We start from the raw sequence: 23,829 nt of genomic DNA on the forward strand, positions 1-23,829 counted from the left end.
TCAATGGCAGGCCCTCCAACGCTTGTCGGGGCTGACCAAGGCGCTTGCGCTTTTTTTTTACCAAGTTTTAAAGGGCGGTGATCCTGGAGGAGCATTCATGATCATGTCTGCGATTGGCAAGACGTAAGCCATTGAAACAACCACCAGCATAAGTACAACCCAGATTCCCCAGCGCTCTGTCCAGTATGGAGTTTTCGCCGCTCCTGCTTCCTCTTCCGCAATTGGGAATTCGGTTACTCCCTTTGGTGCAAAGAACATGAGGTTGAACACCGCATAAACCTGGAGGATCACGCCAATCAGCAATAAGCTTGCTCCAATGCCTACAGCTGCCATATAAGGATTCCATCCAAGCGTTTCTGCAAAATTTCCATAGGTTGTGAATGAAGTTCTTCTTGGTGAACCGAAGAGACCTGCAGCATGCATGGAAATCGACATGATCACCATACCGATAGTCCAAATGACGGTTTGAATGACACCCAGTTTATTCATGGCAGGAGTCAATACACGTTTTGACAGGTACGGAACCAGCCAGTAACTGATGCCGAAGAAGGTCATGATGACAGACATACCAAGCGTTAAATGGAAGTGGCCTACCACCCACATCGTATTGTGTACAACCTGATCCAATTGGTTCGTGCTTTGCGCAATTCCGCCAGCTCCAGCGGGAATGAAAGCTACCATGGCGATAAACGGCGACAGGAATCGTACATCTCCCCATGGCATCTTTTTATACCAGCCAAGTAAACCTTTTCCGCCTTTCGCTCTTGCTGTACGTTCAAAAACCCTGAACATCGCGTATGCGGTCATTAGAGAAGGAAACCCGATTGCAAGGCTCATGAATACGTGCATATATTTGATGGACTCTGAAATGCCCGGATCAATGATCTGATGGTGAAAACCGCCGGTTATGTTCATGATTACTAACGGGATGACAACAATACGTGTTAAAAGATCATTCCAGCGGTTTCCCCCGATTATTTTTGGTACGATTACATACCATGCTGATACAGCCGTCAGATACCAAATGTTAACGGCAGTATGGCCAAATGCCCAGAAAAGAGTACGCGCCAGCAATACATTTATGCCGTCAGTCCATCCAAGTGTCCAAGGAATGATCATGAAAAGGACTTCTACGGCAACAAAAGCTGTTGCGCCGACTAACAGGACAAAGACACCAGTTGCAAAGAAGGCGAGGATCGGGAGATGTTGTCCCTTGTGATTCCTTCTCCAGTTTGCGACCTGAGTAAACGCTCCCAGCGAAAGCATCCAGATGCCCAGAACAATGAATACCAAGCCAAAGTAAAACATTGGCGATGCAGCCATTGGCGGGTAGAAGGTGTACATGACGGAGGCTTCATTCTTTAAAATCGGAATGACGACCAAAACAAATCCGAAAATCTTCATCCAAAAACCGATCCATGCCATTTTTCTTACTTTAGGAAGCAATCCTCCAAGTGTGTGGGAGAGGCCGGCATAAAAATATCCTATTGTGAAAAATGCGGATAATACAACAACTAACAGAATTCCATGGGCCGTCAGCACCTGGTAATAGTTAAGCCATGGCGGCAGTTGCAGGACACCGGCACGATTGAGCCCTTGCAGCAAGCCCAAGAAACCGCCTAGCAGCAATGCGATAAATGCGATAGATAAGTATGATTTCGAGATTCTTGCATCTTCCTGGCTGATTCCTAATATCTGATTTGTTTTGTGATTAAATGAAGTTGTTTTTAATGCAGGTTGCACATTCTTTCCCCCCTTTTATTTTACGATGATTTTCGTGCTCATTGCCTGGTGCCCAGCACCGCAATATTCGTTGCATAACACCAAATATTCACCTGGTTCATCAAACTTTTGAGATATTTTTTGGATATGCCCCGGCATAACCATTGCGTTCAAATTCGTATTTGCCACCTGAAAACCATGGACAACATCTTTTGACGTTAAAGTGAAATGGACAGTTGATCCAGCAGGAACTTCGATTTCCATCGGTGTAAAACTAAATACCTGAAGGGTCATGACGACTTCAAACGCATTTTCACCAATTTGTTTGATTCCCGGCTCGTCAAACGGAGCTGTTTCATCAACCTTTTGGGGATCGATCGTTTCTTTATGGCTTGGGGGCCCCATTCCCAATGCCACTGCCTGGTACCCAGTAAAAATCATGAACCCCATGATCATGCCAAAACTTAAAAACAGCCAGATTTTTTCATCCAAATGCATCTTGTTCGCTCCCCCTTCTATACTCTTGCCATATAGAGTCCAAATAGAATAAAGTACGTAGCAAGAATCACTGCTCCTACTACTCCAACTGATATCCAGGTTCCTATCTTCGATTTGTCACCACTGGCAACCTCTCCGATTTCATCCTGAACTTCTGCCTGGGCCTTTCCGTCTGTTGCTTTCAACCAAATCCCCTCCTTTGATTTCTTACCTTCATCTTAATTGCGAATGATTATCAATGTAGTGAGTCAAATCACATATAAAACCCCTGGGAGTACTAGAATTTTATCTTTTTTTAGGAATGAATTCCGAATCTTAAGCAAACAAAAACCCTCGCTGCTTGTGACGAGGGTTTTTAAAAGTAAGTTGAAATTTCCCGAAAAAATTTTAGCTCGATTACTCCCCTTCATACGCTTCGAACTCCCTATGTAGTTCGAAATGAGTTTATTAGTTTTCAAAAGAGGGTAAACAATCATCTATCAAGAAAGCTAACTTCGGTTTTTCCATCATGGGATTTTTAAATTTCTCAGCACGTAAATAGTACAACAGGAGGATTTCATATGTTTAAGGATATTTTGACTTCAGAAGAACATAATTTAGTGAAAGAATTAAAATATAGGGTTATAGATGTGGCTAATAAAAACGAAAGAGAATCCATTCATGGCGAAATCAATGCCATTTTTGAACAGGCAAAAGCTCGTTTTCTATCCAATTTAAATAATTAGTCTTTATTAATTCTCCACTGACAAAGAGGCAGAAAAACCAATTGGTTTTTCTGCCTCTTGTCTTTATCAATCCTTTTCTTAACTGATGTTCCTGAATTTTCATTTCAATAATCCAGCTTCTCTTAAATACTCCCGTGCTGTCTCCTCAGCCGACTCCCCTTCTACATTCACCTGGTAATTCATTTTCCGCATTTCGTCATCAGTGATTTTACCGGCCAGTTTGTTGAGTGCCTTGACGATTTCGGGATATTTTTCTGCTGTTTCAGCTCGCATAAGAGGGGCTCCCTGATATGGAGGGAACAAGTTTTTATCATCTTCAAGTACAACTAGGTTGTATCGTTGGAGCTCACTGTCGGTTGAGTAGGCATCAACCAGATTTATCTCACCATTTTTGATCGCCCTGTACCTGAGTTTCGGTTCCATTGTAATCAGGCTTGGCAGGTTGAGTCCATAGAGTTTTTGGAGTCCTTTATATCCATCTTCCCTATCTGAAAATTCAAGTGTGAAGCCTGCTCTTAGCGAGGGTTCAATCACTTTTAAGTCAGAAATGGTTTTCAGGCCATTTTCTTCAGCCAGCTGTTCAGGAACCGCTAGAGCATAGGTATTGTTATAGTCCATTGGCTGAAGCATTTCCATACCAAACTCTTTTTTCATCCCTTCCCTTGCCTGCTGGTATACTTCTTCCCTGTTTGTGCTGCTGGCTGTTTCTTTTAAAAATTCCGAAATAGCCGTGCCGGTGAATTCAGGATAGATGTCAATATTGCCGTTTTCCAATGCTGCAAAAACAAATGAAGTCTTTCCCAGTCCAGGTTTCAACTGGACAGAATGGTCCGTTTCTTCTTCAATAAGAAGTTTATACATATTGATCAAGATCTCTGGTTCGGAACCCAGTTTTCCTCCAATGACAATCTCTTCTTCATTTTTTCCGCCTAAAAATGGAATGACCATTATGAAAAGGACTGCTAAGGATAAGGCACCAATGGTGATAAGGGATTTTTTAAAAGAAACCGTTTCAAACCTTCTAAGCACAAGGTCGAACAGGATGGCAAGCAAGGCAGCGGGTATTGCGCCAAGAACGATTAATGCCGTGTTATTCCTGTCGATTCCGAGAAGGATCAGGTCACCTAATCCGCCCGCTCCAATCAGCGCGGCAATCGTCGCAGTTCCTACAATCAAGACCATCGCTGTTCGAATTCCAGCCATAATGACCGGCATCGCCAATGGGAGTTCAACTTTAAGCAAACGGCGCTTGCTGTTCATTCCCATGCCCCGAGCGGCTTCAATTAATGATGGATCCACCTCATTTATTCCTGTATATGTATTCCTTAAAATCGGCAGCAGCGCGTATGCCACAAGGGCAATGATTGCAGGGACTTTGCCAATCCCGAATAAAGGAATCAACAACCCGAGCAGCGCAAGGGATGGGATTGTCTGGAGGATCGCAGTAATCCCAATGATTCCTTCTGAAATCCGCTTCCTTCTTGTCAGGAAAATTCCAAGAGGAATGGCGATTAAGACTGCAAAGAACAGCGCAATGAAAGAAATCTGGATATGCTCCAGCAGAGCACTTAAAAGCTCGTCTTTTCTATCTGTAAAAGTGGAAATCCAGCTATTCATTTAATCCCCTCCATCTGCCGGGATAAGATCCGGATCATTCCCTGTCTATCTATGGTGCCGATAATTTCTTCCATTTCTTTAACAGCTACCTGTTCATGTTCACTCAATAAGGCGAGGATTTCATTTATCGGCATACGGGAGGATATGACAGGTAGCTGGTCCATTTCTCCTTGATTTGCAGGCTTGACACCTTCACGAATATCCACGATTTCTGCCTGGGCCTGGTCAATCCCGACAAACTCTCGGACAAAGTCATTCGCAGGCTGTTGGAGCAGCTCTTCCGAAGTTCCGGTCTGGATAACTTCTCCATTCTTCATCAGGCAAATCCGTTCTCCGAGTTTAAGTGCTTCACTCATATCATGCGTCACAAATACGATGGTTTTCTTTATGTTCTTTTGCAGTTCGATAAGATCATCCTGAAGCTTCTCTCTGCTTAGGGGATCCAAGGCGCTGAATGGCTCGTCCATTAATATAATGGGCGGGTTTGCCGCAAGCGCCCGGGCGACGCCAATTCTTTGCTGCTGCCCTCCTGATAATTCATGAGGCAGTCTTTTCCGGTACGTTTTTGGATCGAGTCCAACCATATCCAGTAATTCATTTATTCGGTGATCGATTTTTTCATGCTCCCATCTTTTCATTTCCGGAACAACCGCAATATTTTCTTCAATCGTCATATGTGGAAATAAAGCAATCTGCTGAAGGACATATCCAATGTCCCAGCGAAGCTCGTGAATATCATAGTCACTGATTTTCTTATCCTTGATTTTAATGTATCCTTTTGTAAGAGGAATCAACCGATTGATCATTTTTAGAGTTGTCGTTTTTCCGGAGCCGCTCGGACCAATCAGGACAAGCAGTTCCCCTTCTTTGATATGTAAATTAAAATTCTTTACCGCAAAGGTTCCATCGTCATATTTTTTCGATACATCTTCAAAGCTGATCACTTTTTCACCCCTATATCTCTCTTGATTTTCTTTGATATTGTTAGCACTTTGAGGATTTCTTATTTTTGGTTATGTATTAGAAAGGCTTTCACAGGAATACAAACTACATACTATCAAAAGTTCAGCCTTTTTGAAAAAAGAAGGGCTGCTGAGCAGGTACTTTGATAGGTGAAACATTAAATCCGTTATCCTAACCGGCTATATCACTTCTTTATGTGACCCGTTTCCTCATTGCTTCCCTTAACCGGGCACATATCTCTGCTTTATGTGACCCGTTTTCTCCTTGCTTCCCTTAACCGGGCACATATCTTTGCTTTATGTGACCCGTTTCCTCATTGCTTCCCTCAACCGGGCACATATCTCTGCTTTATGCGACCCGTTTTCTCATTGCTTCCCTTAACCGGGCACATATCTCTGCTTTATGTGACCCGTTTTCTCCTTACTTCCCTTAACCAGGAACATCCTTAATATGATTGATTTCCCCCCTTCCTTTACCCTGACCTAAGAAAAATATTCCAATAAAAAAACTGTAAAACCATTTGGCTTTACAGTTTTTTTGTAGTCCTTATTTTAAAATTTCATCAATCATGTTCAGTTCTGCTTCACTGAAATTAAGACGATTCAGCGCAGCGACGTTTTCTTCAATCTGGCTGACCTTGCTTGCACCGATGAGTGCTGAGGTGATTTTCTGTTCCCTGAGCACCCATGCAAGTGCCATCTGGGCAAGTGACTGGCCGCGTTCCTGCGCCACTTCATTTAGCTTTCTTACCTTTATCAGAACCTCTTCAGATACATCTCCTTCGTTCAGGAAGCTGTTTGGCTTCAAGGCCCTGGAATCTGCCGGAATTCCATTGATATACCTGTTGGTCAGCAATCCTTGTGCCAGCGGAACAAATGCGATTGATCCGACTCCTTCTTCTTGAAGCAAATCAGTGAGTCCATCTTCTACCCAGCGGTTGAGCATCGAATAGGCAGGCTGGTGGATCAGCAATGGAGTGCCCAGCTCTCTTAAAATTCCGATTGCCTGCTTCGTTTCTTCTACACCATAATTGGACAGCCCTACATACAACGCTTTTCCTTGCCTTACGACATGGTCAAGCGCCATCATTGTTTCCTCCAAAGGCGTTTCCGGATCTGGTCTGTGATGGTAAAAGATATCGACGTAATCAAGGCCCATCCTTTTCAGACTCTGGTCGAGACTGGACACGAGATATTTTCTTGAACCCCAGTCGCCGTAAGGCCCCTGCCACATTCCATAGCCAGCTTTTGTCGAAATCACCATCTCATCACGGTATCCTGAAAAATCCTTCCTGAGAATTGCACCAAAGTTTTCCTCTGCTGAACCAGGTGGCGGACCATAGTTATTCGCAAGATCAAAATGAGTAATGCCTAGATCAAAAGCTTTCCTAATTAACGAACGGCCATTCTCAAAGGAATCCTGTCCTCCGAAATTGTGCCATAAGCCCAGGGAAATGGCCGGTAATTTAAGGCCTGATTTGCCTAACCTGTTATATGTCATTGAATTATAGCGATTGCTGTCTGGTTGATAAGCCATTAATTAAAACCTCCATTAAGTAGTCTGTTTTTTTACCAACCCAACGGGTCAGCTTGCAGCTTTTGTTCCCAAATCTCCTTTATTTTTTCTGCTTTTTCAATAGAGATGCTTGTATCTGAAGCAGATAGATTTTCAATCAGCTGCTCGAGATTCTTGTTTCCAGGAATGACGGCAGAGACCTCCTGATAATAAAGAATATACCTTAAAGCCAACTGGACCAACGATTCTCCCGGCTCCAGCAATTCCCTAAGAACAGGCAGGAGCTCTGCTCTTTTCATAAGCTGTTCCCGGCCCCAACGACTCCGGATGTCAGTGAAAATACTGTTCTCATCATATTTGCCTGAAAGCCACCCAGAATCAAGCGGAACTTTTACAATCAGTCCCACTTTTTTTTCTGCTGCCTTTTTGAAGGCTTTTCTTGGCTCCTGGTGAAAAATGTTGAACATCACCTCAATAACCTGGCTTCCGGTATTTCGAATCAGCTCGTCCATTTCTCTCGCAGTGTCCACTGAAGCTCCATAAGCACGGATCTTGCCTTCCTGTTTGAGTGACTCCAATACTTCAAAATGATTTGTGCTTCCAGTCAGGATTTCAAACGGCGGATTATGAAGCAAAATGGAATCAAGATAATCCGTTTTAAGCCGGCGCAAGCTATTTTCAACCGAACTGCGGATTTTCTGCGAATCAAAATTCAGGGTGTTATCTGGATGATGACCGAACTTGCTATTAATCACGGCCTCACTCCTTCTTCCAATAAGAGCTTCCCCAAGCAATGACTCACTATTGCCTCCGCCATAATTAGGGGCGGTATCAAAGAAATTGCAGCCCTGATCAAGCGCTTCATGCACCAGCTTGATTGCATGATTGTCCTCCATACCTTCCCAGTCCCTGGCGTTCCCGAGCTGCCATGCACCAAAACCAACTTCCGGCACCTTTATCCCTGTGCTTCCAAGCTGCCTGTAATTCACCTTCTTGCCCTCCTCTCAAAAATCAACGATCACGCTGTTTGCACCCTGTCATCAACCAGGACCTTCTTCTCCCAGACTCGGCTCTTCCATCTAATATACATGATGATTCCTCTGAACCATTCATCAATGATAAAGGCAATCCAAATGCCAGAAAGGCCTAAACCCATTGTGATCCCTAAAAAGTAGGCGAGCGGAACACTGATCCCCCACATCGAGACAAGAGCCATCTTCACCGGGAATACCGCATCTCCGGCTGCCCGGAGAGAACTGATCACAACTATATTAAAGGTTCTCCCAGGTTCAAGGATCAGACACAAGAGCAGAACCTTGCTTCCCTCCCTGATGATTTCCTTGTTATCGGTAAAGACCCCAAGTATAGGTTCTCTGATTGCAACGATTACCACGGTAATCGCCATTGTGATGATGATACTTAGTTTCAAGCTTTTTAATAGTTGATGGTAGGCCTTATCAAACTCTCTTGCCCCTACTTTGTATCCAATCAGTATTTGCGTGCCCTGGCCTATCGCGATGCCGAATAGCATCATAAATGACATGATGTTAAAGGTGTATACCCTTGTTGTCAGTGCCACAGCCCCAAGCAATCCTATAATGACGGTAATTGCCATCTGGCTGGTGTTATAAACAACATTTTCGCCAGCGGAAGGAACACCTATCTTCAAAATCTTTTTGATAAAAGATTTATTGAAGTTCAGATAGTCTTCTAAAGCAATTCTCATAGGGAGCCTGCGGTATAGTAATCGGAATATTAGAATCACTGCGATTGCACGAGATATGGCTGTCGAAATAGCCACACCCTGAACCCCCAATTCCGGGACGCCGAATAGTCCGTAAATAAATAAACTGTTACCTGCTAGGTGGATGATATTCATGACGACCGAAATCAACATTGCCTCTTTTGTTAATCCATTTGCCCGCAGTATAGCTGATGCCGTAACAAGGAGCGCCTGGGTAAAAAGTGTTCCGCCAACAATCGTTAAATACTGTTGAGCAAGACGGTGTATTTCGGGCGTCAGATTGAACAATTGTAAAAATAAATCGTTGAAAGCAACAACAATGATACTGACCAGCACTCCAAATATGAGATTCAGAGAGAGTGAGAGACCTGAAATCTTTCTTGCATCAACCTGGAGTCCAGCTCCAAGGTTTTGTGATACCAAAACTGCAGTTCCTGTGGCAACAAAACCAAATACGAGGATCATGAAAAATACGAGCTGATTGGCCACCCCTACAGCCGCAACAGCTTCGTCCGAAATATGGGACAGCATGAAAGTATCTGTGCTGCCCATTAACATATGCAAAAATAATTCTATAAATATAGGCCAGGTTAGAGCTAATAAGCCAATCTGTTTAGGCAGACTGTTGATTTTCTGTATAGTCATATTGCATTTCCACCTTTTAAAGTTCACTATGATGGTCAGTATTACGCTGGCCTTGTCATATTCAAAAGCAAGTTCAAACTTATTTTCTAAAATGGAAGAAAAAGAGGCAGAATGTAATTGCTGTTCTGCCCCCTTGAGAACTTAGTTTTTTGTGATGCTTACATTGTCCAGATAGACATTCGTTGCGGCATTACCTTCTAAAATATTGCCAAGCTCGAAAACGATCTTTCCATCAGCATAGGTTTCTTCAGTCATAACAAAAGTGACGCTGTGATGGACCATTTCTGTCGTTAAATCAACTGTGTGTGTTGGCATATAGGCTATGAACCAAGGGTCGTATGACAGCTCTTTCCCTATATTGACATTCATTTTTCTTGGTACTTCCGCTCTTGCATCAAACGTTACTGTATATCTGCTGCCATTTTCAAATAGCAGCCCCTTTTGAAAGACCTGCGGGGCATATGATTGAGCGCCGACCTGTGAAATCGCAACCTTCAGTTGTTCATTTTCAATGGTCATCTCTCCACCTGCATATCCGCTCCATTGATCGCCCCACCATGCTGACCAGCTTTCAGTTCCATCCGAAAATGTTCCGTTGTCAATGCCAGGTGTGGAAACAGGCTCTTGCTCGGACGGAGCGTCTTTGACCTTTAACACCACGTTATCGATAAATACGTCATGTGCGCCGATTGGAGACGAAGCGTTTTTGCCAAGAAGCAGCTTCAAGGATACGATTTCATCGGCAGGCATAGTGAATTCATACGTGAATTGCTGCATTTCGGTATTAAGTGGTAACACTTGACTGAAAAATCTAGTGTAAGCAGCGTTTTCAACCGTAACCTCAGCCTTTCTCTCCTTTGTAGAACGAGCGGCAAAGCTAAGCTCATAGACTACTCCCTTAGCAAGGCTTAAATTCGGCTGTTCAAAAAGGACGCTCCATGGTTCATTGCCTTCATGGCCGATTGCCACTTTTGCTTCGCTGTTTTCCACAGAAATACTTGCTCCAGCATCAAAATGAATGTAACTCGTCCATGGAGAGATGCCGTCCGAGAAATCACCATTCTTCAATGGGTACAAGTCAATGTTCCCGTAATCCGGAATGTTTGAGGTCTTAAGCAAAACTACATCATCCAAGTAGACATCTCCAGTTCCCGATCCAAGATTAAAGACAATTTGTGCCTCCGAATCAGAAATTTCTTCTCCCATTGTAAAATCGAGAGTCTTCTCTTCCATACTGGAGGTAAGCTCGAATGTTTGCATTCCTGAATAATCCACAGAACCATCCTTATTCAAAATGCCCACCTGAATCGTTCTCGCTTCGTCAGCTCTTGCCTTAAATGTCGCTTTATAGTCATTTCCATTAATAAGATAAAGTCCTTGTTGGTTCAACTGGACAGCTGCAGGTTCAGTACCTCCATCTTCAATCGCTACATGGAGCTCTCTAGAGTTTTCAGAAACAGATGCCTTTGCAGCTGCCTCTCCGACAGAAAAATTCCAGAACATTAAGCGGTCCATTCCACCCTGGTCAAACGTTCCGTTATATACATGATTTCCATCAGGTAGCGGCTGTTTTGGTTCATTTTCGTCTACTGGTGTCCCCGTGATATCCTCGACTCTCACATTGCCGATCCATACTGGGTTTGTTCCGTTCCCGCCAAGATTAAATTCAAGCCTGGCTCCGATATCCGTTCCATTCAGCATATCAAAAGTAAATTCATAGGTTTGCAGATCGCTCGTCAGGTTGAAAGACTCTTCATTTGAATATTTCACCCAACCTCGGTCAGCGCCCGCACCGACCTTTACCATCATGCTTCTGTCTGCTGTCGACTTTGCATCAAAGCTGACTTTGTATTTTCCGCCATTGCCAAGCGAGATGTTCTGAATCATTTGCAGGGAATAAAGCGCCGACCCCGGATTTAAAATTTCCGTTTTGGCAAAATTGGTGCCATCCAGGTTTTCAACTGAAAGGCTGCCAGCTCCGCCAAAATCCGGTAAGTGGACAAAATTCCAATACGTTGAATTCAGCTCATCACCAGGCATACTCACATCAGTAATTGCTTCCTCAAAATTCTGGTCATAAACTAAATTCCCGTCTTCCAACGGCTGTTTCGCATCTGCAGGCAATTCGACAGGCTCAGCAGACGGTTCTACCGGCTCACGGTAATCGCGTTTTTTCAGATCATATACCCTTACATAATCTATTTCCATCTGACTCGGAAATTTCGTCGTCTCGTCAACTTCCCCGTCAAACCAGCCGCCAACTGCGAGGTTCATAATTAAATAGAATTCCTGATCGAAAGGTGCTGGATAGGAAAAATTCGCAGCATTATCCTTTCCCTTTGAATACCATTTATTCTGAGTTTGATAGAGTTCTCCATCGACATACCAGCGCAGCTCGCCAGGCTCCCACTCGAGGGCGTATGTATGCCACTTGTCGATCCCTCTGTTTTCAGGAAGCTCGAATTCCTTGCCGGTATACTTGTTATTCGGCCAGCCTTCGCCATAGTGGATCGTTCCTGCCACTTTATGCGGACTGCTTCCCCATGCCTCCATAATATCGATCTCACCAGAGGCTGCCCAGGACCCATATTTGTCTTCCTCAGGAAGCATCCAAATCGCCGGCCAAAGCCCTTTGCCTGTCGGCAGCTTCGCCTTGATTTCGTATCTGCCGTATTTTTTGCTGAACAGGCCCTTGGTCTTTAACTTTGCAGAAGTATAATCATAGGTGCCGAATTGGTCAGTAACCTGCTCTTTTTTTGCTTTTATCACAAGCTTGCCATCATCGATGAAGGCGTTTTCACTAGAATCCGTATAATACTCTTTTTCATTATTCCCCCATCCATTGGTGATTCCATTGCCATCCTCGTCCACAATCCAGTTCCCGATATCATAGGTCCATTTGCTGCGGTCGATTTCCGGGCCGCTGAACTCATCTGACCAGACAAGCGACCACTCTGATTTGTTCTGTTTGTTTTTCGTTTCATCATTTCCAAGTTTATCTTTTGGAGCCGCAATACTTGCTGCAGGCAAAATCATCATGGCACTCAGCAAAAGAGCCAATGTCTTCTTCATACCAATTCCTCCTTCATTATTTTACAAGCGTTAAGATCGGTTCCTAAAATAAATCCACCTCCTTATCATGTAGATCACTTAGCGTAAAGCACATTTTGTCATGACAAGGAGGTGGGCAGGCCTTAACTTTTTATAATGAATGTTGTAATCGAATGACCAGGCAGCTCGGCTTTGGCAGTCTTGCCTTCGACCGATAGTGAGAATGACTCTGTGGTGTCTGTATCATTCATGACGACCGCGACAATTGAGCCATCTTCATTTTTAAATGATACTGCTTTTAATGTTTCATGATTTAATTCATGCCCGATTCTAACTGCATCCGGCTTAATGAACTTGCTGAAGTGTCCAATATAATAAAAGGAACTGTTATAGTGAACCTCTCCGGTTTTAGTATCGACGATGACCGGTGCATCGCAATAATTGCCTACATGGTTCGGCCCGCCCTGTTCGTTCAGGACGATATTCCAGTCAATCCAGCCTTCAAGCCAGTTGTTGATATCTCCCATAATGTTCCTTGCGTAGCGTTCTCCAGTATGCCATGCACCCAGCTGTACTCCGCCTTCAATGCATCCTTCTGTGAAAATAAGGTGCTTATCAGGAAAGTCTTCATGAATCTTGCTCAAATTCTCGAATTCCTCTGATACATACCAATGGAGACCTGTGCCCCAAATATATTTTGCAGCCTCGGAATCTGATAAAATCGTTTTTGCCCGCTCATAGGCGATATCCCTGTTATGATCCCATATGATGATTTCTTTATCTTCCAGGCCTTCCTGTTCCATTACAGGCCCTAAATGATTTTTAACGAAATCGCGTTCTTCTTCTGCACTATATCTGCAGGAGTCCCACACTTGAGTTGCCTCCGGTTCATTTTGAACGGTGATGCCCCAGATTGGGATTCCTTCTGACTCCATTGCCTTGATGTATTTCGTATAGTACAAAGCCCAAGTATCATAAAATTCAGGCCTCAGCTTCCCGCCGTTGTTCATTTCATTATTCGTCTTCATCCAGGCTGGAGGGCTCCAGGGAGAAGAAAGGATCGTTAATCCTTCCCCCCTGGCCTCTACAGCATCCTTAATGAGCGGCAGTACGTATTTCTGTTCGCGCTCTATCGAAAACGTTTTGAGTTCGACGTCATTTTCCTCGACATAGGTATAATTCTCAAGGGCGAAATCACAGCTGTGGATATGGGTCCTGCCAAGGCTGTAACCGAGACCTGTCTCCTTGTTAAAATAGCTGTCGATTATTTTTGCGCGTTCTTCCCCGGGGATTTGCGCCAATGTGTACGCAGCTGCTTCTGTAAAAGCTCCCCCAAATCCCATGAAGCTTTGATATTTCTTTTCTGGATCAAGCTTCATCACGAGATCTTGGCCAGGCTCATCTGTAAAAGAAATATTACCCTTGTCCGCAAAGCGTTCCCCTGTATTCTTAGCTGTCTGAATCATTTTTAATTCCATGCGTCAGCACCTCAGTTCTATTAATCTAGATAAACATCTATCTTTGTTACTTTTCCTTCCCTAACAGCTTTTGCATATGATTCCTGCAGCTGCTCGCTATGAATCTCAACCTCCTCACCATTCATATGGAGGACATATTTTACTGTCTTGGCACCATCGTCTCCGAAAGTATCTCTCTTTGATGGATTATGATAGGTTACCTGAATTTTGCCCAGCATTGTAAATTGCACCTTGCCCTCTGAATCGAAAAGCCATGAAGGAAGAATCGGCCCAAGCTTCAATGTCAACCCTTCTTCATTTACGTCGAAAAGCTTTTTCCCCATCATCATCAACTGCCAGATGCTTAAGAACTCTGCCGTTGTTCCACTCAGCCTCGCAACAAATCCTTGTCCATGGAGGCTTGAATCAGGGTTCACGCTGCTCGCAATAAAGGATGAATTTTCAAGGACGCTTCTTCCGTACACTTCCGCATCCATGAATGGAGGCATCGCATAGTTGATATCTTCATAGAACTCTTCATACAATCCGGACTTCAGGACACTGAGCAGATACTTGAATTCCATATGCATGAAGATGGATTCGCGCTCAAGCCATCCAGGAGTGAATGCCCTCGCCCGGCCGATATCAAAGGTTTGGTCTTCAAGAGACCCAGAAGTTTTGTACATTTTCAGCTTACTGTCGTAAATTTCCGAGTTCCTTACATGCTGATATGTCAACCTTGCTGTTTGCTGGTCTGCAGTCTTCAGGGCCCTTGCAGGACCTTCAAGGAAATGCGGCAGAACAGACACTTCAAAGCTATTGACCTTAACTAAAGGCAAGCCCTTTTTATTCTGTTTTTCATTTCCGCTATCATCCACAATTTTTTCCCAGTCAACAGCTTCGAAGGAAAAATAGGTTGGGATAAGCCCCTTGCCAAGATCTGTCGCTTTTTCGATTCCTGCTTTTGTTTTATGAAGCATTTGCTTCGCATAAGCAGTAAGCTTTTGCAACTCGATATTCTTTTCCATACCTTCAAAACCGTTTTTCACTAACTCGCGATATTTTTCTCGCGCCGCTGCTGTTTGATCCCAGTAGCTGTAATCATTCAGCTTGCCATTTTCAAATTGATTCAGGAATTCTACAACTGTCTCAGTCAAATCGGCTACTTCTGCGGGCAGGCTAATCTCCAGCTCGCCAGCCTCTCCAGAAGTGATGACAAATTCGAGCAGGCGTTTCAGCTCCAATGTCTCACTCATGGCTGAACCGAAAATTCCTGGCAGGCCATTCATGGAATCATTCCAGCCTGGCTTATTGGCTTCCATTTCCACACCCATACCATAAGGATCCAATGTGGAAAATTTCAGCAATGCCAGCGAGAACAGTTTGCTGTAAAGATTGGATGTAAAGAACTCACCGTCAGGCTTCCTCACCCAATTTGACTCTTTCTGATGTCCAAATTCAGTAATGGCATCGTATTGGCGGACCTTGCCATTTGCCAGGACATATTTTTCAGAACGCGGGTTCACAAATACTGGGCTAAGGAAGTATTTGTAGCAATAATCATCAAACAAAAGCTGCGCTTTATTTTCCGGATAAACCTTCAAATAGTTTTCAACCAGGTCAAGATTGTACGTCCAGTGGTCCATCCAGTAGCCTTCTCCAAACTCAGCTTCAATGTTCTGGGCACTCCTTGAAAGGACTTTTTTCAGGAAATCCGGAAGTGACAAGGCAAGCTGAATGTCGCTATCCGATATCGTTTGAAGTAAATCGCCTGGTGTATAGGTTCCGCTCAGCTTCTTCTTAATGAATTCAGCATCCTTTTGCAGAGGAACCAGCTCATCCAGCCATCCCCAATCAGACTGATCTTTTAGTTCAAAGCTTGCTCCTTTTACAACGAGCGGATTATAGCCATCCGCCTGAATCAGGCTCATGAACAGCTTGATATTGTAGTCTCCCGTCTCAGGATGGAAAAAGACATCATTCCTCCGGTTCTGGTTCACATCCCGGAAGTTTCCGTTCCCCTGCGAGAAAAATTCAGGCGCAAGCGAGAAAAAGTTATAATCCCGCTCTAAATCCCCGTGCTTGCGGGAAAAAACATAATAAGTAAATGCCGAATCATCACTCTCCAATTCAATCGGTAAACCGCCGCGCAGCACATTGTCAAGGTAGCTTTGGTTTACATAAGCATCGAATAGCGGTGAAGCTGTCTTCGTTTCAACATCCTTCGTTATCTCTGTAACAAGACTTTGCGCTTCTTCGTATTTTCTTTGCATATATCCGGCAGTTCGAATGTCAGCTGCTTTTTTATTGATAATTTCGATGTCCTTGACATGACCGATTAGTGTATGGAAGCTCAGCTTTCCACCCTGTTCAAGCACTTTGCCCATACCGGAGAAACCGGAAGGAACCTTATTTGAGGTTACCGGCTCAGCTGCTATTAACTCATCAATAGACGATTTTCCAAACTCATCAGGATAAGACAGTGAACTGTTGGAACCAAAAATCAGTTCCGCGTCCACGATTGGCTTAATCAGCTGACCTTCATCATCAAAGCTTAAATAAAAGTGTCCCTTGGATACCTCTTCTACTTCCGCTGAATCATTCGTAGATGAGCGGACTCGATAGTATGGGATACTATTTTCAAGATTGAATACATCCATCCAGCTTTTCAGCGTATTCCCTACTGCTTTATAGGCAGCGTCATCAATTCCGTAGGGGATGATCGCGGGAAGCCCATCTATAATCTCAAGTGCTATCGGTGCCTCAGAAAGATTTTCGACTTCCACCTTTCTTGCCAGAGCGCCAAAGTTCTCATTCGGAAGCGTGAAATACGTTACTACTGTTTTCACGCCATATTGATGGTTGATTTCTTCGAGCTTCATCTCATTTTCTTTTATATACATCGTTCTCTTTCGGTCTTTCTTGCTTCCATATGAAGAAAACGGCTCAAATACGGTATTTCCATTCAGCTTGATGAATGTGCGGAATCCATTTGTTCCTACTCGCTGGTACGCCTGGTTTGCCGGGAAAAATTCAGTTATAGCATGATTTTTATCCTGCACACCGAAGCTGACAATTCCCTGTCCGCGGTTGACGTAGAACGCCCAGATCGGTATACCGTATAACCCTGCCAGGCCAGGGAGAAAGCTTGAGAATGTTTTTGCCTGGTCGAATTCCTGTATTACAAGATATTGATTATCATCAAAGCTGTATCTTTCCATTATTGATCACTCCGAAGTCATTGGATTTAGATTGAACGGTTCCTGATAATTTCTGCATAACGGTAACCGCTATCTTTAAGGATTCTTTCCTGAGTTTCAAAATCAACATAAGTGATTCCAAAACGTTTGTCGTAGCCAAATGCCCATTCGAAATTATCGAGCAATGACCATAGATAATATCCAGCGATATTCATGCCCTCTTCATTAAGCTCGGCCACGGCCCGAATATGTTTTTCAACATAGTCCTGTCTGTCAGAATCATGGACACGATGGTCCTCCAAAACATGATCATCGAACGCTGAGCCATTTTCGGTTATATAGATTGGCAGATTCGTATATTCCTTGCGCAAGCGATGGATCAGCTCTTTAAATTCTGCCGGCGATATATCCCATCCCATTCCGGTCTTCGGATAATCTGAATAGGCACTCTTGAACAGGAAGTCCGATGCTGCATTGAATTCTACAAGACTGCGATTATAATAGTTGATTCCAAAGAAATCACATTCTGCAGAAATCTTCTCCATATCTCCTTCATGGATAAAATCAAAAGAATGAACATATTTGGAGAACAGGTTCATCATGTCCACAGGATAATGTCCCTTCAGCACAGGATCCAGGAACCATCTGTTCGTGTAGCCATCCGAATTATTGGCAGCCAGCTGATCATTTGCAGAATTGCTTGCACCGTACATCGGTGACAGATTCAGCGTGATTCCGATCGGAGTTGCGGAAGCAAATTTCCCTTTAAGCAAGGAAACCGCCTCACCATGGGACAAAAGCATATGGTGAACAGCTTTCAGCGCCTCTTCCATATTGGTATGGCCTGGCGCATGGACTCCCTGATGGTAACCGAGGAAACCTGCACACCATGGCTCATTATGGGTAATCCACATCTCGACATGTTCATCAAGTTCCTCAAAGCATTTCTCTGCATACTCGATAAACCAATTCACGGATTCTCTGTTTGTCCAGCCGCCGTTTTCATGGGCCCACATTGGCAAATCCCAGTGGTAAAGAGTCACCGCAGGCTTTATTCCGTTTTCGATCAGGCGTGTGATAAGCTTTTTATAAAAATTCATCCCTGCTTCGTTATACTTACCTTGCTCAGGGAAAATCCTTGGCCAGGCAATCGAAAAGCGATAGGAATCCACTCCAAGTGTCTTTAAAATTTCAACATCCTTCTCATATAAGTGGTAATGGTCACAGGCGATATCCCCGTTATCCATATTGAAGACTTTGCCGGGAGTGCGTGAAAATGTATCCCAAATGGAAAGGCTCCTGCCGTCTTCTTTATACGCCCCTTCAATCTGATAGGAAGATGTAGCCGTTCCAAAAATAAAATCTCTTGAAAATCTAGTCATCTATTTCTCACCTCAACTGTTATTGGTCTTCTCTTTTGTAAACTTTGATGTAATCCACTGTCATCCGCTGAGGAAACTGGGTTGTTTCATCAGGATATCCAGGCCATTTTCCCCCGACAGCAAGATTCAGCTGGAGGTAAAATTCACGGTCAAATGGTGCAAAGCCAGGCTGCTGTTCCTCTGAATCCGGAGCCTTGCTGAACCATTCAGTCTGCCTGGCATACAGGACATCATCTACATACCATCTGAATTCGCCTGGTTCCCAATCAAGGGTGAATACATGAAAATCATCAGAGAATTTTTTACTGTCGGGAAGCGTATAATTTTCACCTGTATATGTGTGAGGCATGCCGTAATGTAGCGTTCCATAAACCGTACCAGGCTGATGGCCGATCAGCTCCATGATGTCAATCTCCCCGCAGGCAGGCCAGCCTGTATACTGTTCCATGTCTTCCGGCATCATCCAGATTGCAGGCCAGATCCCCTGTCCTTCCGGCAATTTTGCCCGAATTGAAAATCTTCCGTATGTCCAGGCTGCCTTGCCTCTGGTCGTCAATTTGGCGGATGTATAATCCATCCCGTTGTACTCTTCATTCCTGGCCTCAAGAATGAGCAGGCCATTTTCGATTCGCGCGTTTTCATTCCGTCTTGTATAGTACTGGGATTCTTCATTCCCGAACCCAGTGCCGGCCTCAACAAAATTCCAGTTGTTTTCATCTATTTCAGAAAGACTAAAGTTCTCTTTCCAAACTAACTTCCACTCTGCTTCCGCTTTTGAAAGCGTCATCATTTCTTTGTGCAATTTCCCATGTTTTTTTGACTCCACCTAAATTTCCCCCTTCTGAAAAAACTGAATGCTTTGAACAAAACATATCTCACTTCCTATTCTACCTTTGACAGCCAGGCTTCTTGAGATAGAGAATTTTGTTTAGGGTGTCAATATTTTAGAAGAGCGGAATTCCCTGTGAAAATGCTTCCAAAAACTCCTAAAAACGCGTGAATTTTATAGAGATGTCTTGCGGGGGGATGTTAAAGATGGCTGAAAAAGGAATATGGGGATGCTTCGGACAATATGGAGACGGTCCGATGGGTTTTTGTCCGAACTTGGGATCACTTCAGACAAAATGGAGATGGTCCGGCGGGTTTTTGTCCGAACTTGGGGTAACTTCAGACAAAATGTACCCGCTCCAATGATTTTTTGTCCGAACTTGGGGTCACTTCAGACAATATGTACCCGCTCCGATGATTTTTTGTCCGAACTTGGGATCACTTCGGACAAAACGAAGCTGCTCCGGCGGATTTTTGTCCGAACTTGAGGTCACTTCAGACAAAATGGAGACGGTCCGGCGGATTTTTGTCCGAACTTGGAGTCACTTCAGACAAAATGGAGACGGTCCGGCGGGTTTTTGTCCGAACTTGGAGTCACTTCAGACAAAATGGAGACGGTCCGGCGGGTTTTTGTCCGAACTTGGGATCACTTCGGACAAAACGAAGCTGCTCCGGCGGAATTTTGTCCGAACTTGGAGTCACTTCAGACAAAATAGAGACGGTCCGGCGGGTTTTTGTCCGAACATGGAGTCACTTCGGATACACTGGAGACGGTCCGATGTTTTTTTGTCCGAACTTGGGATCACTTCGGACAAAACGAAGCTGCTCCGGCGGTTTTTTGTACGAACTTGGAGTAACTTCGGACAATATGTACCCGCTCCGATGTTTTTTTGTCCGAACTTAGTATCACTTCAGACAATATGTACCCTCTCCGATGATTTTTTGTCCGAACACGGGACAGCTTCAGCAAATGGAGTCACATACGAGATAAAAAAATACCCAATCAGAAATTTTGACAGTACTTTTGCAATCTCCGTCTTGAAATTTCAGCAATAACTTTAAAAACTGAAAAAGAGAGCCAATTCAGCTCTCTTCATCCATTCATTTCCCGATATTCTTTTGGTGATATACCTTCGACTTCCCGGAACACTCTCGCAAACTGTTTAGGGTTCTTGTAGCCGACCATCTCACTGATTTCCAGTATTTTAAAATCAGTCTCCTTCAACAGCCGCTTTGCACTTTCTACTCTGACCATTTTCAGATAGTCAACGAAGTTTTGTCCAATATACTCCTTGAACATATGGCTGAAATAGGAGTAATTCAATGAAATGTAATTGGCAACTACGGCTAAATTCAAATCCTTATGGTAGTTTTCTCTTATATACGCAATTGCCCGGTCCATGTACTTTTGCTCTGAATACACTGCTTTTACCTGTTTATTGTATTCATGGATTCTCATCAGCAAATCCTCAAGGGCATGGAAGTATTCATGGAAGTTGTCAAAGTTATAAATATTGTCTATCTTATTTAAGAGCTCGAACGTTACAAGAGATTCTTCCCCCAACCTCTTGAAAAAGCTTTTGAAAATCGCCTCATTGATTTCCTCGTTAAGGTTTTCAAGATAATCGATGCTGCTGTGGGCAATGACATCAAAATCCATAATCTGTCTAAGGTTATCTTTAATTTCCTTTTCACGGTCAGTCCCCAGCATATTGGAAATTTTATTGATCAGGTCTGCCGGAAGGGAGGCTACTTCTGGTTTCTCTTTAACATTCTCATATAAAATGATTTGACGACGCGGATAAAGGAAATGATACTTGATCGCTGTGGCTGCCTGACCATAGGTTTTTTTAAACTCTCTTATATCCTTTGACTTTTCGCTAATTCCAATGGTAAAAATCGAATGCCTGTCCCTGCCAAGCTGTTCTTTCAGAATGGAGAATTTCTCAAAGTCTGCTGAAATGATCGTCACCCGGCCGTCTTTATCAAGGAATGGTATACTGTCGCTGCTGGAATAGAGCAGCTGATTAATCTTATTAAGAAAGTCCTCTCCATCTATATCTCCATCCACCTGGATGATTCCCACGTAGTACCCATCCGGATAAGATTCTATTTTCATTTTCTTATAAAGATCTTCTACAACTTCCTGTTGAATATTAGGATTAAGCAAAATGTAATTCAGTTGGCTGGCACGATAGTCATCCATGTGCTGGTAGGTCATTTTCTGGCTATTTTCCAGTTCTTCTATGATGGTATTCAAAGTTTTGAATAACTCTGTGCGGTTTACCGGCTTCAATAAGTAATCTTTTACCTTATGTTTGATTGCTTCCTTGGCATACGTGAAATCATCGTATCCGCTGAGGATCACAATCGATGTTTTTATTTCTTCTTGCTGTTGGAGCTCTCTGATTAATTGAATACCATCCATCCTAGGCATTTTAATATCAGTGATCACGATATCCGGTTTATTTTCCAATATACCTTCAAGGGCTTCCTGTCCATCTGAAGCGATGAATGTTTCAAAAGCTGGAAATTCTCGCTTGATCATCGCCTGTATACCCAACCGGATATTTTTCTCATCATCTGCTATAAGAACTTTATACACTTTGGCTGCCTCCTTTCATGATTTTACTAGGCATTTTTACCGTCACCATTGTGAATTTGCCTTTCTCACTTGTAACAAACACTCCATACTCCGTCCCGTAGTAAAGCTGGATTCTCTCATTCACATTTTGAATACCTATGCCATTTCCACCTTTAGAACCAGAATTTTGATTTTCGGCCCCTGTTTGAATAGATAAGTTGAGCGACTCACACTCTTCTTTTGTCATCCCCACACCATTATCTTTTATCTCAATGATGATATGGTCCACTGCACATCTCGCATTCACCTGCAGGATGCCTTCATTTTTCTGGTCGTTAGGAATGATTCCATGTTTGATTGCATTCTCAACGATCGGCTGCAGCGACATTTTCAGAACTTCCTGGTCATACAGTTCATGGGGGACGTCAATATTCAAGGTTAGCAAGCCATCTAAACGCAAATTCATAATCTCCACATAGTTCTTTATATAATTCAACTCTTCATCAAGTACTACAAAGTCATTCTTCCATTTAAGATTGTAGCGCATCATTTCACCAAGGGAGGTCACGGCATCAGAAATAGGATACTGTCCTTCTATTTCTGCCATCATCTTGATGTTTTCCAATGTGTTGTAAAGGAAGTGAGAATCAATTTGGGTTTTCAACGCCTTTAATTCTGTTTCTTTTGCTGTTGCCTGCTTGTTAACAGCTTCGGCGATCAATCCATTCATTTTACCAAGGAGACTTTTAAAATGAAATGCCAGCTCCGAAATCTCATCTTGTCCATCAATTTCAACATCAACAGAAAAGTCGCCTTGTTCTACCCGCTTCATTGAATCTCTCAATTTGTACATTTTTTTCAGAAGCAATAAAACCAGGACATAGGTGACAAAAGAAAGAATAATAACAAGAAAGATAATTCCGCTAAAAATGACATTCCTCGTCTTGGCCGTTTCCGCATATAGGCTTTCAAGCGAAATAACATTCAGCAAATAGGCATCCAAATCATCAATATAGGCAGTGATGACAAGATAAGGTGTTTCATTGTTTTCGAATTGAAAACTGCCCGTGCCTTCGTGTTTTGATTTGTTTAATTTAAGTTTGAGTTCTTCAGTGTCAATGCCCTCATCTTCAAAATAGGTGTGATGGAAATTCCTGATCATGTTGTTATCCTTATCAATGACGACATAGACCGAATCAGGGTCCTGCACCGTTCCGAACATCTTTGGGAAAAAGTTTTTAAGGAACATATTGATTTCAATGATGCCTAAATGTTCATCCTTTGGGTAATCCAATTCCCGCAGCAATGAGATTTTCGCTGTGTTTTGCGAAGGCAGTCTTTCAAGGACATCATCTGTCTGCTGGTCAAACCACCAAACTTCCATTCCTTTCCTGTTGATGACCTCTTCTCTCCATGGCTTATCCATGATTCGATCCTCTTTAAAGAGAATCGGCCACATCTCGGTTATATATGGGTTGGTGGTATACAGGCGGATATTTTCAATCGCAGGGTTATTGGCCTGCAGCCTGGTTACATTCGACAGCTCATTCATTCTGAAATTAATCAACTGATCAATATTTGCTTCGTTCCTGTTTTTCACAAAGTCAATGAATTCTATGTCCGAAACGACCATTTGGGCCGTTCGTCTCATTGATTCAATATTGTTTTTTATATGGATTTTCTCGATTTCAAGAGCATTTTCACTTTTAATCCTGATTTCATTGATCGCTCTGTCATACACATTACTGGAATAAATAGAAATGAAAATGATAATAGGAATAATGATAATAATGATATATAAGGCAATCAGCTTTTGCTGCAGGGAAAGTTGATTTAACCACGATGCAGCTTTGTTAATTGTTTTTTGAAAATCCATATTTTCACATCCATTTTATCCG

Annotated in this window: 17 protein-coding genes; 2 read left to right on the plus strand and 15 right to left on the minus strand. The window is 43.2% G+C overall.

From position 1 onward, the window contains the following. Positions 1–57: 57 nt before the first annotated feature. From J7E35_RS17560 to J7E35_RS17570, 3 genes are read right to left on the minus strand one after another with little or no spacing between them, the layout of a single operon-like run. A complete protein-coding gene (locus J7E35_RS17560; protein WP_214781914.1) occupies positions 58–1,743 on the minus strand; it encodes a cbb3-type cytochrome c oxidase subunit I in 1,686 nt (561 codons plus the stop codon). A gap of 15 nt (positions 1,744–1,758) precedes the next feature. Then, the gene (locus J7E35_RS17565) at positions 1,759–2,220 is read right to left on the minus strand and encodes a cytochrome c oxidase subunit II (RefSeq protein WP_214781915.1); all 462 of its coding nucleotides are present in this window, start codon (positions 2,218–2,220) and stop codon (positions 1,759–1,761) included. 17 nt (positions 2,221–2,237) lie between these two features. Continuing rightward, positions 2,238–2,405, minus strand: coding sequence for a hypothetical protein (locus tag J7E35_RS17570; protein WP_214781916.1), 168 nt, complete (start codon positions 2,403–2,405; stop codon positions 2,238–2,240). A 375-nt stretch (positions 2,406–2,780) separates the two neighbouring features. Between J7E35_RS17570 and J7E35_RS17575 the strand changes: the two genes are divergently transcribed. Further along, positions 2,781–2,945, plus strand: coding sequence for a hypothetical protein (locus tag J7E35_RS17575; protein WP_214781917.1), 165 nt, complete (start codon positions 2,781–2,783; stop codon positions 2,943–2,945). A 99-nt stretch (positions 2,946–3,044) separates the two neighbouring features. Here J7E35_RS17575 and opuFB read toward each other — a convergent pair whose 3' ends face one another. The 10 genes from opuFB to J7E35_RS17625 all read right to left on the minus strand — a co-directional run bounded on the left by opuFB (position 3,045) and on the right by J7E35_RS17625 (position 19,345). Continuing rightward, positions 3,045–4,562 (minus strand): ABC transporter permease/substrate-binding protein, encoded by a 1,518-nt coding sequence (gene opuFB / locus J7E35_RS17580; protein ID WP_214781918.1) that lies wholly within the window; start codon positions 4,560–4,562, stop codon positions 3,045–3,047. After that, positions 4,559–5,506: an ABC transporter ATP-binding protein gene (locus J7E35_RS17585; protein WP_214781919.1), complete on the minus strand. Its 948-nt coding sequence runs from the start codon at positions 5,504–5,506 to the stop codon at positions 4,559–4,561. Before J7E35_RS17585 ends, opuFB begins: the two co-directional genes overlap by 4 nt. A gap of 565 nt (positions 5,507–6,071) precedes the next feature. Then, positions 6,072–7,061 carry an L-glyceraldehyde 3-phosphate reductase gene (gene mgrA, locus J7E35_RS17590; RefSeq protein ID WP_214781921.1) on the minus strand — a complete coding sequence of 330 codons (990 nt, stop codon included), beginning with the start codon at positions 7,059–7,061 and terminating at the stop codon, positions 6,072–6,074. A gap of 32 nt (positions 7,062–7,093) precedes the next feature. Next, complete coding sequence (locus J7E35_RS17595; RefSeq protein WP_214781923.1) at positions 7,094–8,029, minus strand: aldo/keto reductase; 936 nt, start codon at positions 8,027–8,029, stop codon at positions 7,094–7,096. Positions 8,030–8,058: 29 nt separating this feature from the next. Further along, a complete protein-coding gene (locus J7E35_RS17600) occupies positions 8,059–9,429 on the minus strand; it encodes an MATE family efflux transporter (RefSeq protein WP_214781925.1) in 1,371 nt (456 codons plus the stop codon). Positions 9,430–9,570: 141 nt separating this feature from the next. Then, the gene (locus J7E35_RS17605; RefSeq protein WP_214781927.1) at positions 9,571–12,501 is read right to left on the minus strand and encodes a carbohydrate binding domain-containing protein; all 2,931 of its coding nucleotides are present in this window, start codon (positions 12,499–12,501) and stop codon (positions 9,571–9,573) included. Between the two features lie 122 nt (positions 12,502–12,623). Continuing rightward, a complete protein-coding gene (locus J7E35_RS17610) occupies positions 12,624–13,958 on the minus strand; it encodes a glycoside hydrolase family 30 protein (RefSeq protein ID WP_214781928.1) in 1,335 nt (444 codons plus the stop codon). A gap of 20 nt (positions 13,959–13,978) precedes the next feature. Beyond that, the gene (locus J7E35_RS17615) at positions 13,979–17,158 is read right to left on the minus strand and encodes a cellobiose phosphorylase (protein ID WP_214781929.1); all 3,180 of its coding nucleotides are present in this window, start codon (positions 17,156–17,158) and stop codon (positions 13,979–13,981) included. A gap of 26 nt (positions 17,159–17,184) precedes the next feature. Further along, positions 17,185–18,519 carry a GH1 family beta-glucosidase gene (locus tag J7E35_RS17620; protein WP_214781930.1) on the minus strand — a complete coding sequence of 445 codons (1,335 nt, stop codon included), beginning with the start codon at positions 18,517–18,519 and terminating at the stop codon, positions 17,185–17,187. Between the two features lie 19 nt (positions 18,520–18,538). Beyond that, positions 18,539–19,345: a glycoside hydrolase family 16 protein gene (locus J7E35_RS17625; protein ID WP_353050043.1), complete on the minus strand. Its 807-nt coding sequence runs from the start codon at positions 19,343–19,345 to the stop codon at positions 18,539–18,541. Between the two features lie 209 nt (positions 19,346–19,554). Here J7E35_RS17625 and J7E35_RS17630 point away from each other — a divergent pair, with 209 nt between their 5' ends. After that, the gene (locus J7E35_RS17630; RefSeq protein WP_214781931.1) at positions 19,555–19,713 is read left to right on the plus strand and encodes a hypothetical protein; all 159 of its coding nucleotides are present in this window, start codon (positions 19,555–19,557) and stop codon (positions 19,711–19,713) included. A 727-nt stretch (positions 19,714–20,440) separates the two neighbouring features. Here J7E35_RS17630 and J7E35_RS23760 read toward each other — a convergent pair. Then, a complete protein-coding gene (locus J7E35_RS23760; protein ID WP_214781932.1) occupies positions 20,441–21,952 on the minus strand; it encodes a response regulator in 1,512 nt (503 codons plus the stop codon). Further along, a complete protein-coding gene (locus tag J7E35_RS17640; RefSeq protein WP_214781934.1) occupies positions 21,945–23,807 on the minus strand; it encodes a sensor histidine kinase in 1,863 nt (620 codons plus the stop codon). The genes J7E35_RS23760 and J7E35_RS17640 overlap by 8 nt, the downstream gene beginning before the upstream one ends. Positions 23,808–23,829: the final 22 nt, after the last annotated feature.

This window comes from Bacillus sp. ISL-45 (genome assembly GCF_018613195.1).
Lineage (GTDB): Bacteria > Bacillota > Bacilli > Bacillales > Cytobacillaceae > Mesobacillus.

Excerpts from the sequence above, each read along its gene's own strand:
- J7E35_RS17605 (WP_214781927.1), bottom strand. The coding sequence starts at position 12,501 with ATGAAGAAGACATTGGCTCTTTTGCTGAGTGCCATGATGATTTTGCCT.
- J7E35_RS17600 (WP_214781925.1), bottom strand. The coding sequence starts at position 9,429 with ATGACTATACAGAAAATCAACAGTCTGCCTAAACAGATTGGCTTATTA.
- J7E35_RS17640 (WP_214781934.1), bottom strand. The coding sequence starts at position 23,807 with ATGGATTTTCAAAAAACAATTAACAAAGCTGCATCGTGGTTAAATCAA.
- opuFB (WP_214781918.1), bottom strand. The coding sequence starts at position 4,562 with ATGAATAGCTGGATTTCCACTTTTACAGATAGAAAAGACGAGCTTTTA.
- J7E35_RS17575 (WP_214781917.1), top strand. The coding sequence starts at position 2,781 with ATGTTTAAGGATATTTTGACTTCAGAAGAACATAATTTAGTGAAAGAA.
- J7E35_RS17610 (WP_214781928.1), bottom strand. The coding sequence starts at position 13,958 with ATGGAATTAAAAATGATTCAGACAGCTAAGAATACAGGGGAACGCTTT.
- J7E35_RS17620 (WP_214781930.1), bottom strand. The coding sequence starts at position 18,519 with ATGACTAGATTTTCAAGAGATTTTATTTTTGGAACGGCTACATCTTCC.
- mgrA (WP_214781921.1), bottom strand. The coding sequence starts at position 7,061 with ATGGCTTATCAACCAGACAGCAATCGCTATAATTCAATGACATATAAC.
- J7E35_RS17565 (WP_214781915.1), bottom strand. The coding sequence starts at position 2,220 with ATGCATTTGGATGAAAAAATCTGGCTGTTTTTAAGTTTTGGCATGATC.
- J7E35_RS17630 (WP_214781931.1), top strand. The coding sequence starts at position 19,555 with ATGGCTGAAAAAGGAATATGGGGATGCTTCGGACAATATGGAGACGGT.
- J7E35_RS17615 (WP_214781929.1), bottom strand. The coding sequence starts at position 17,158 with ATGGAAAGATACAGCTTTGATGATAATCAATATCTTGTAATACAGGAA.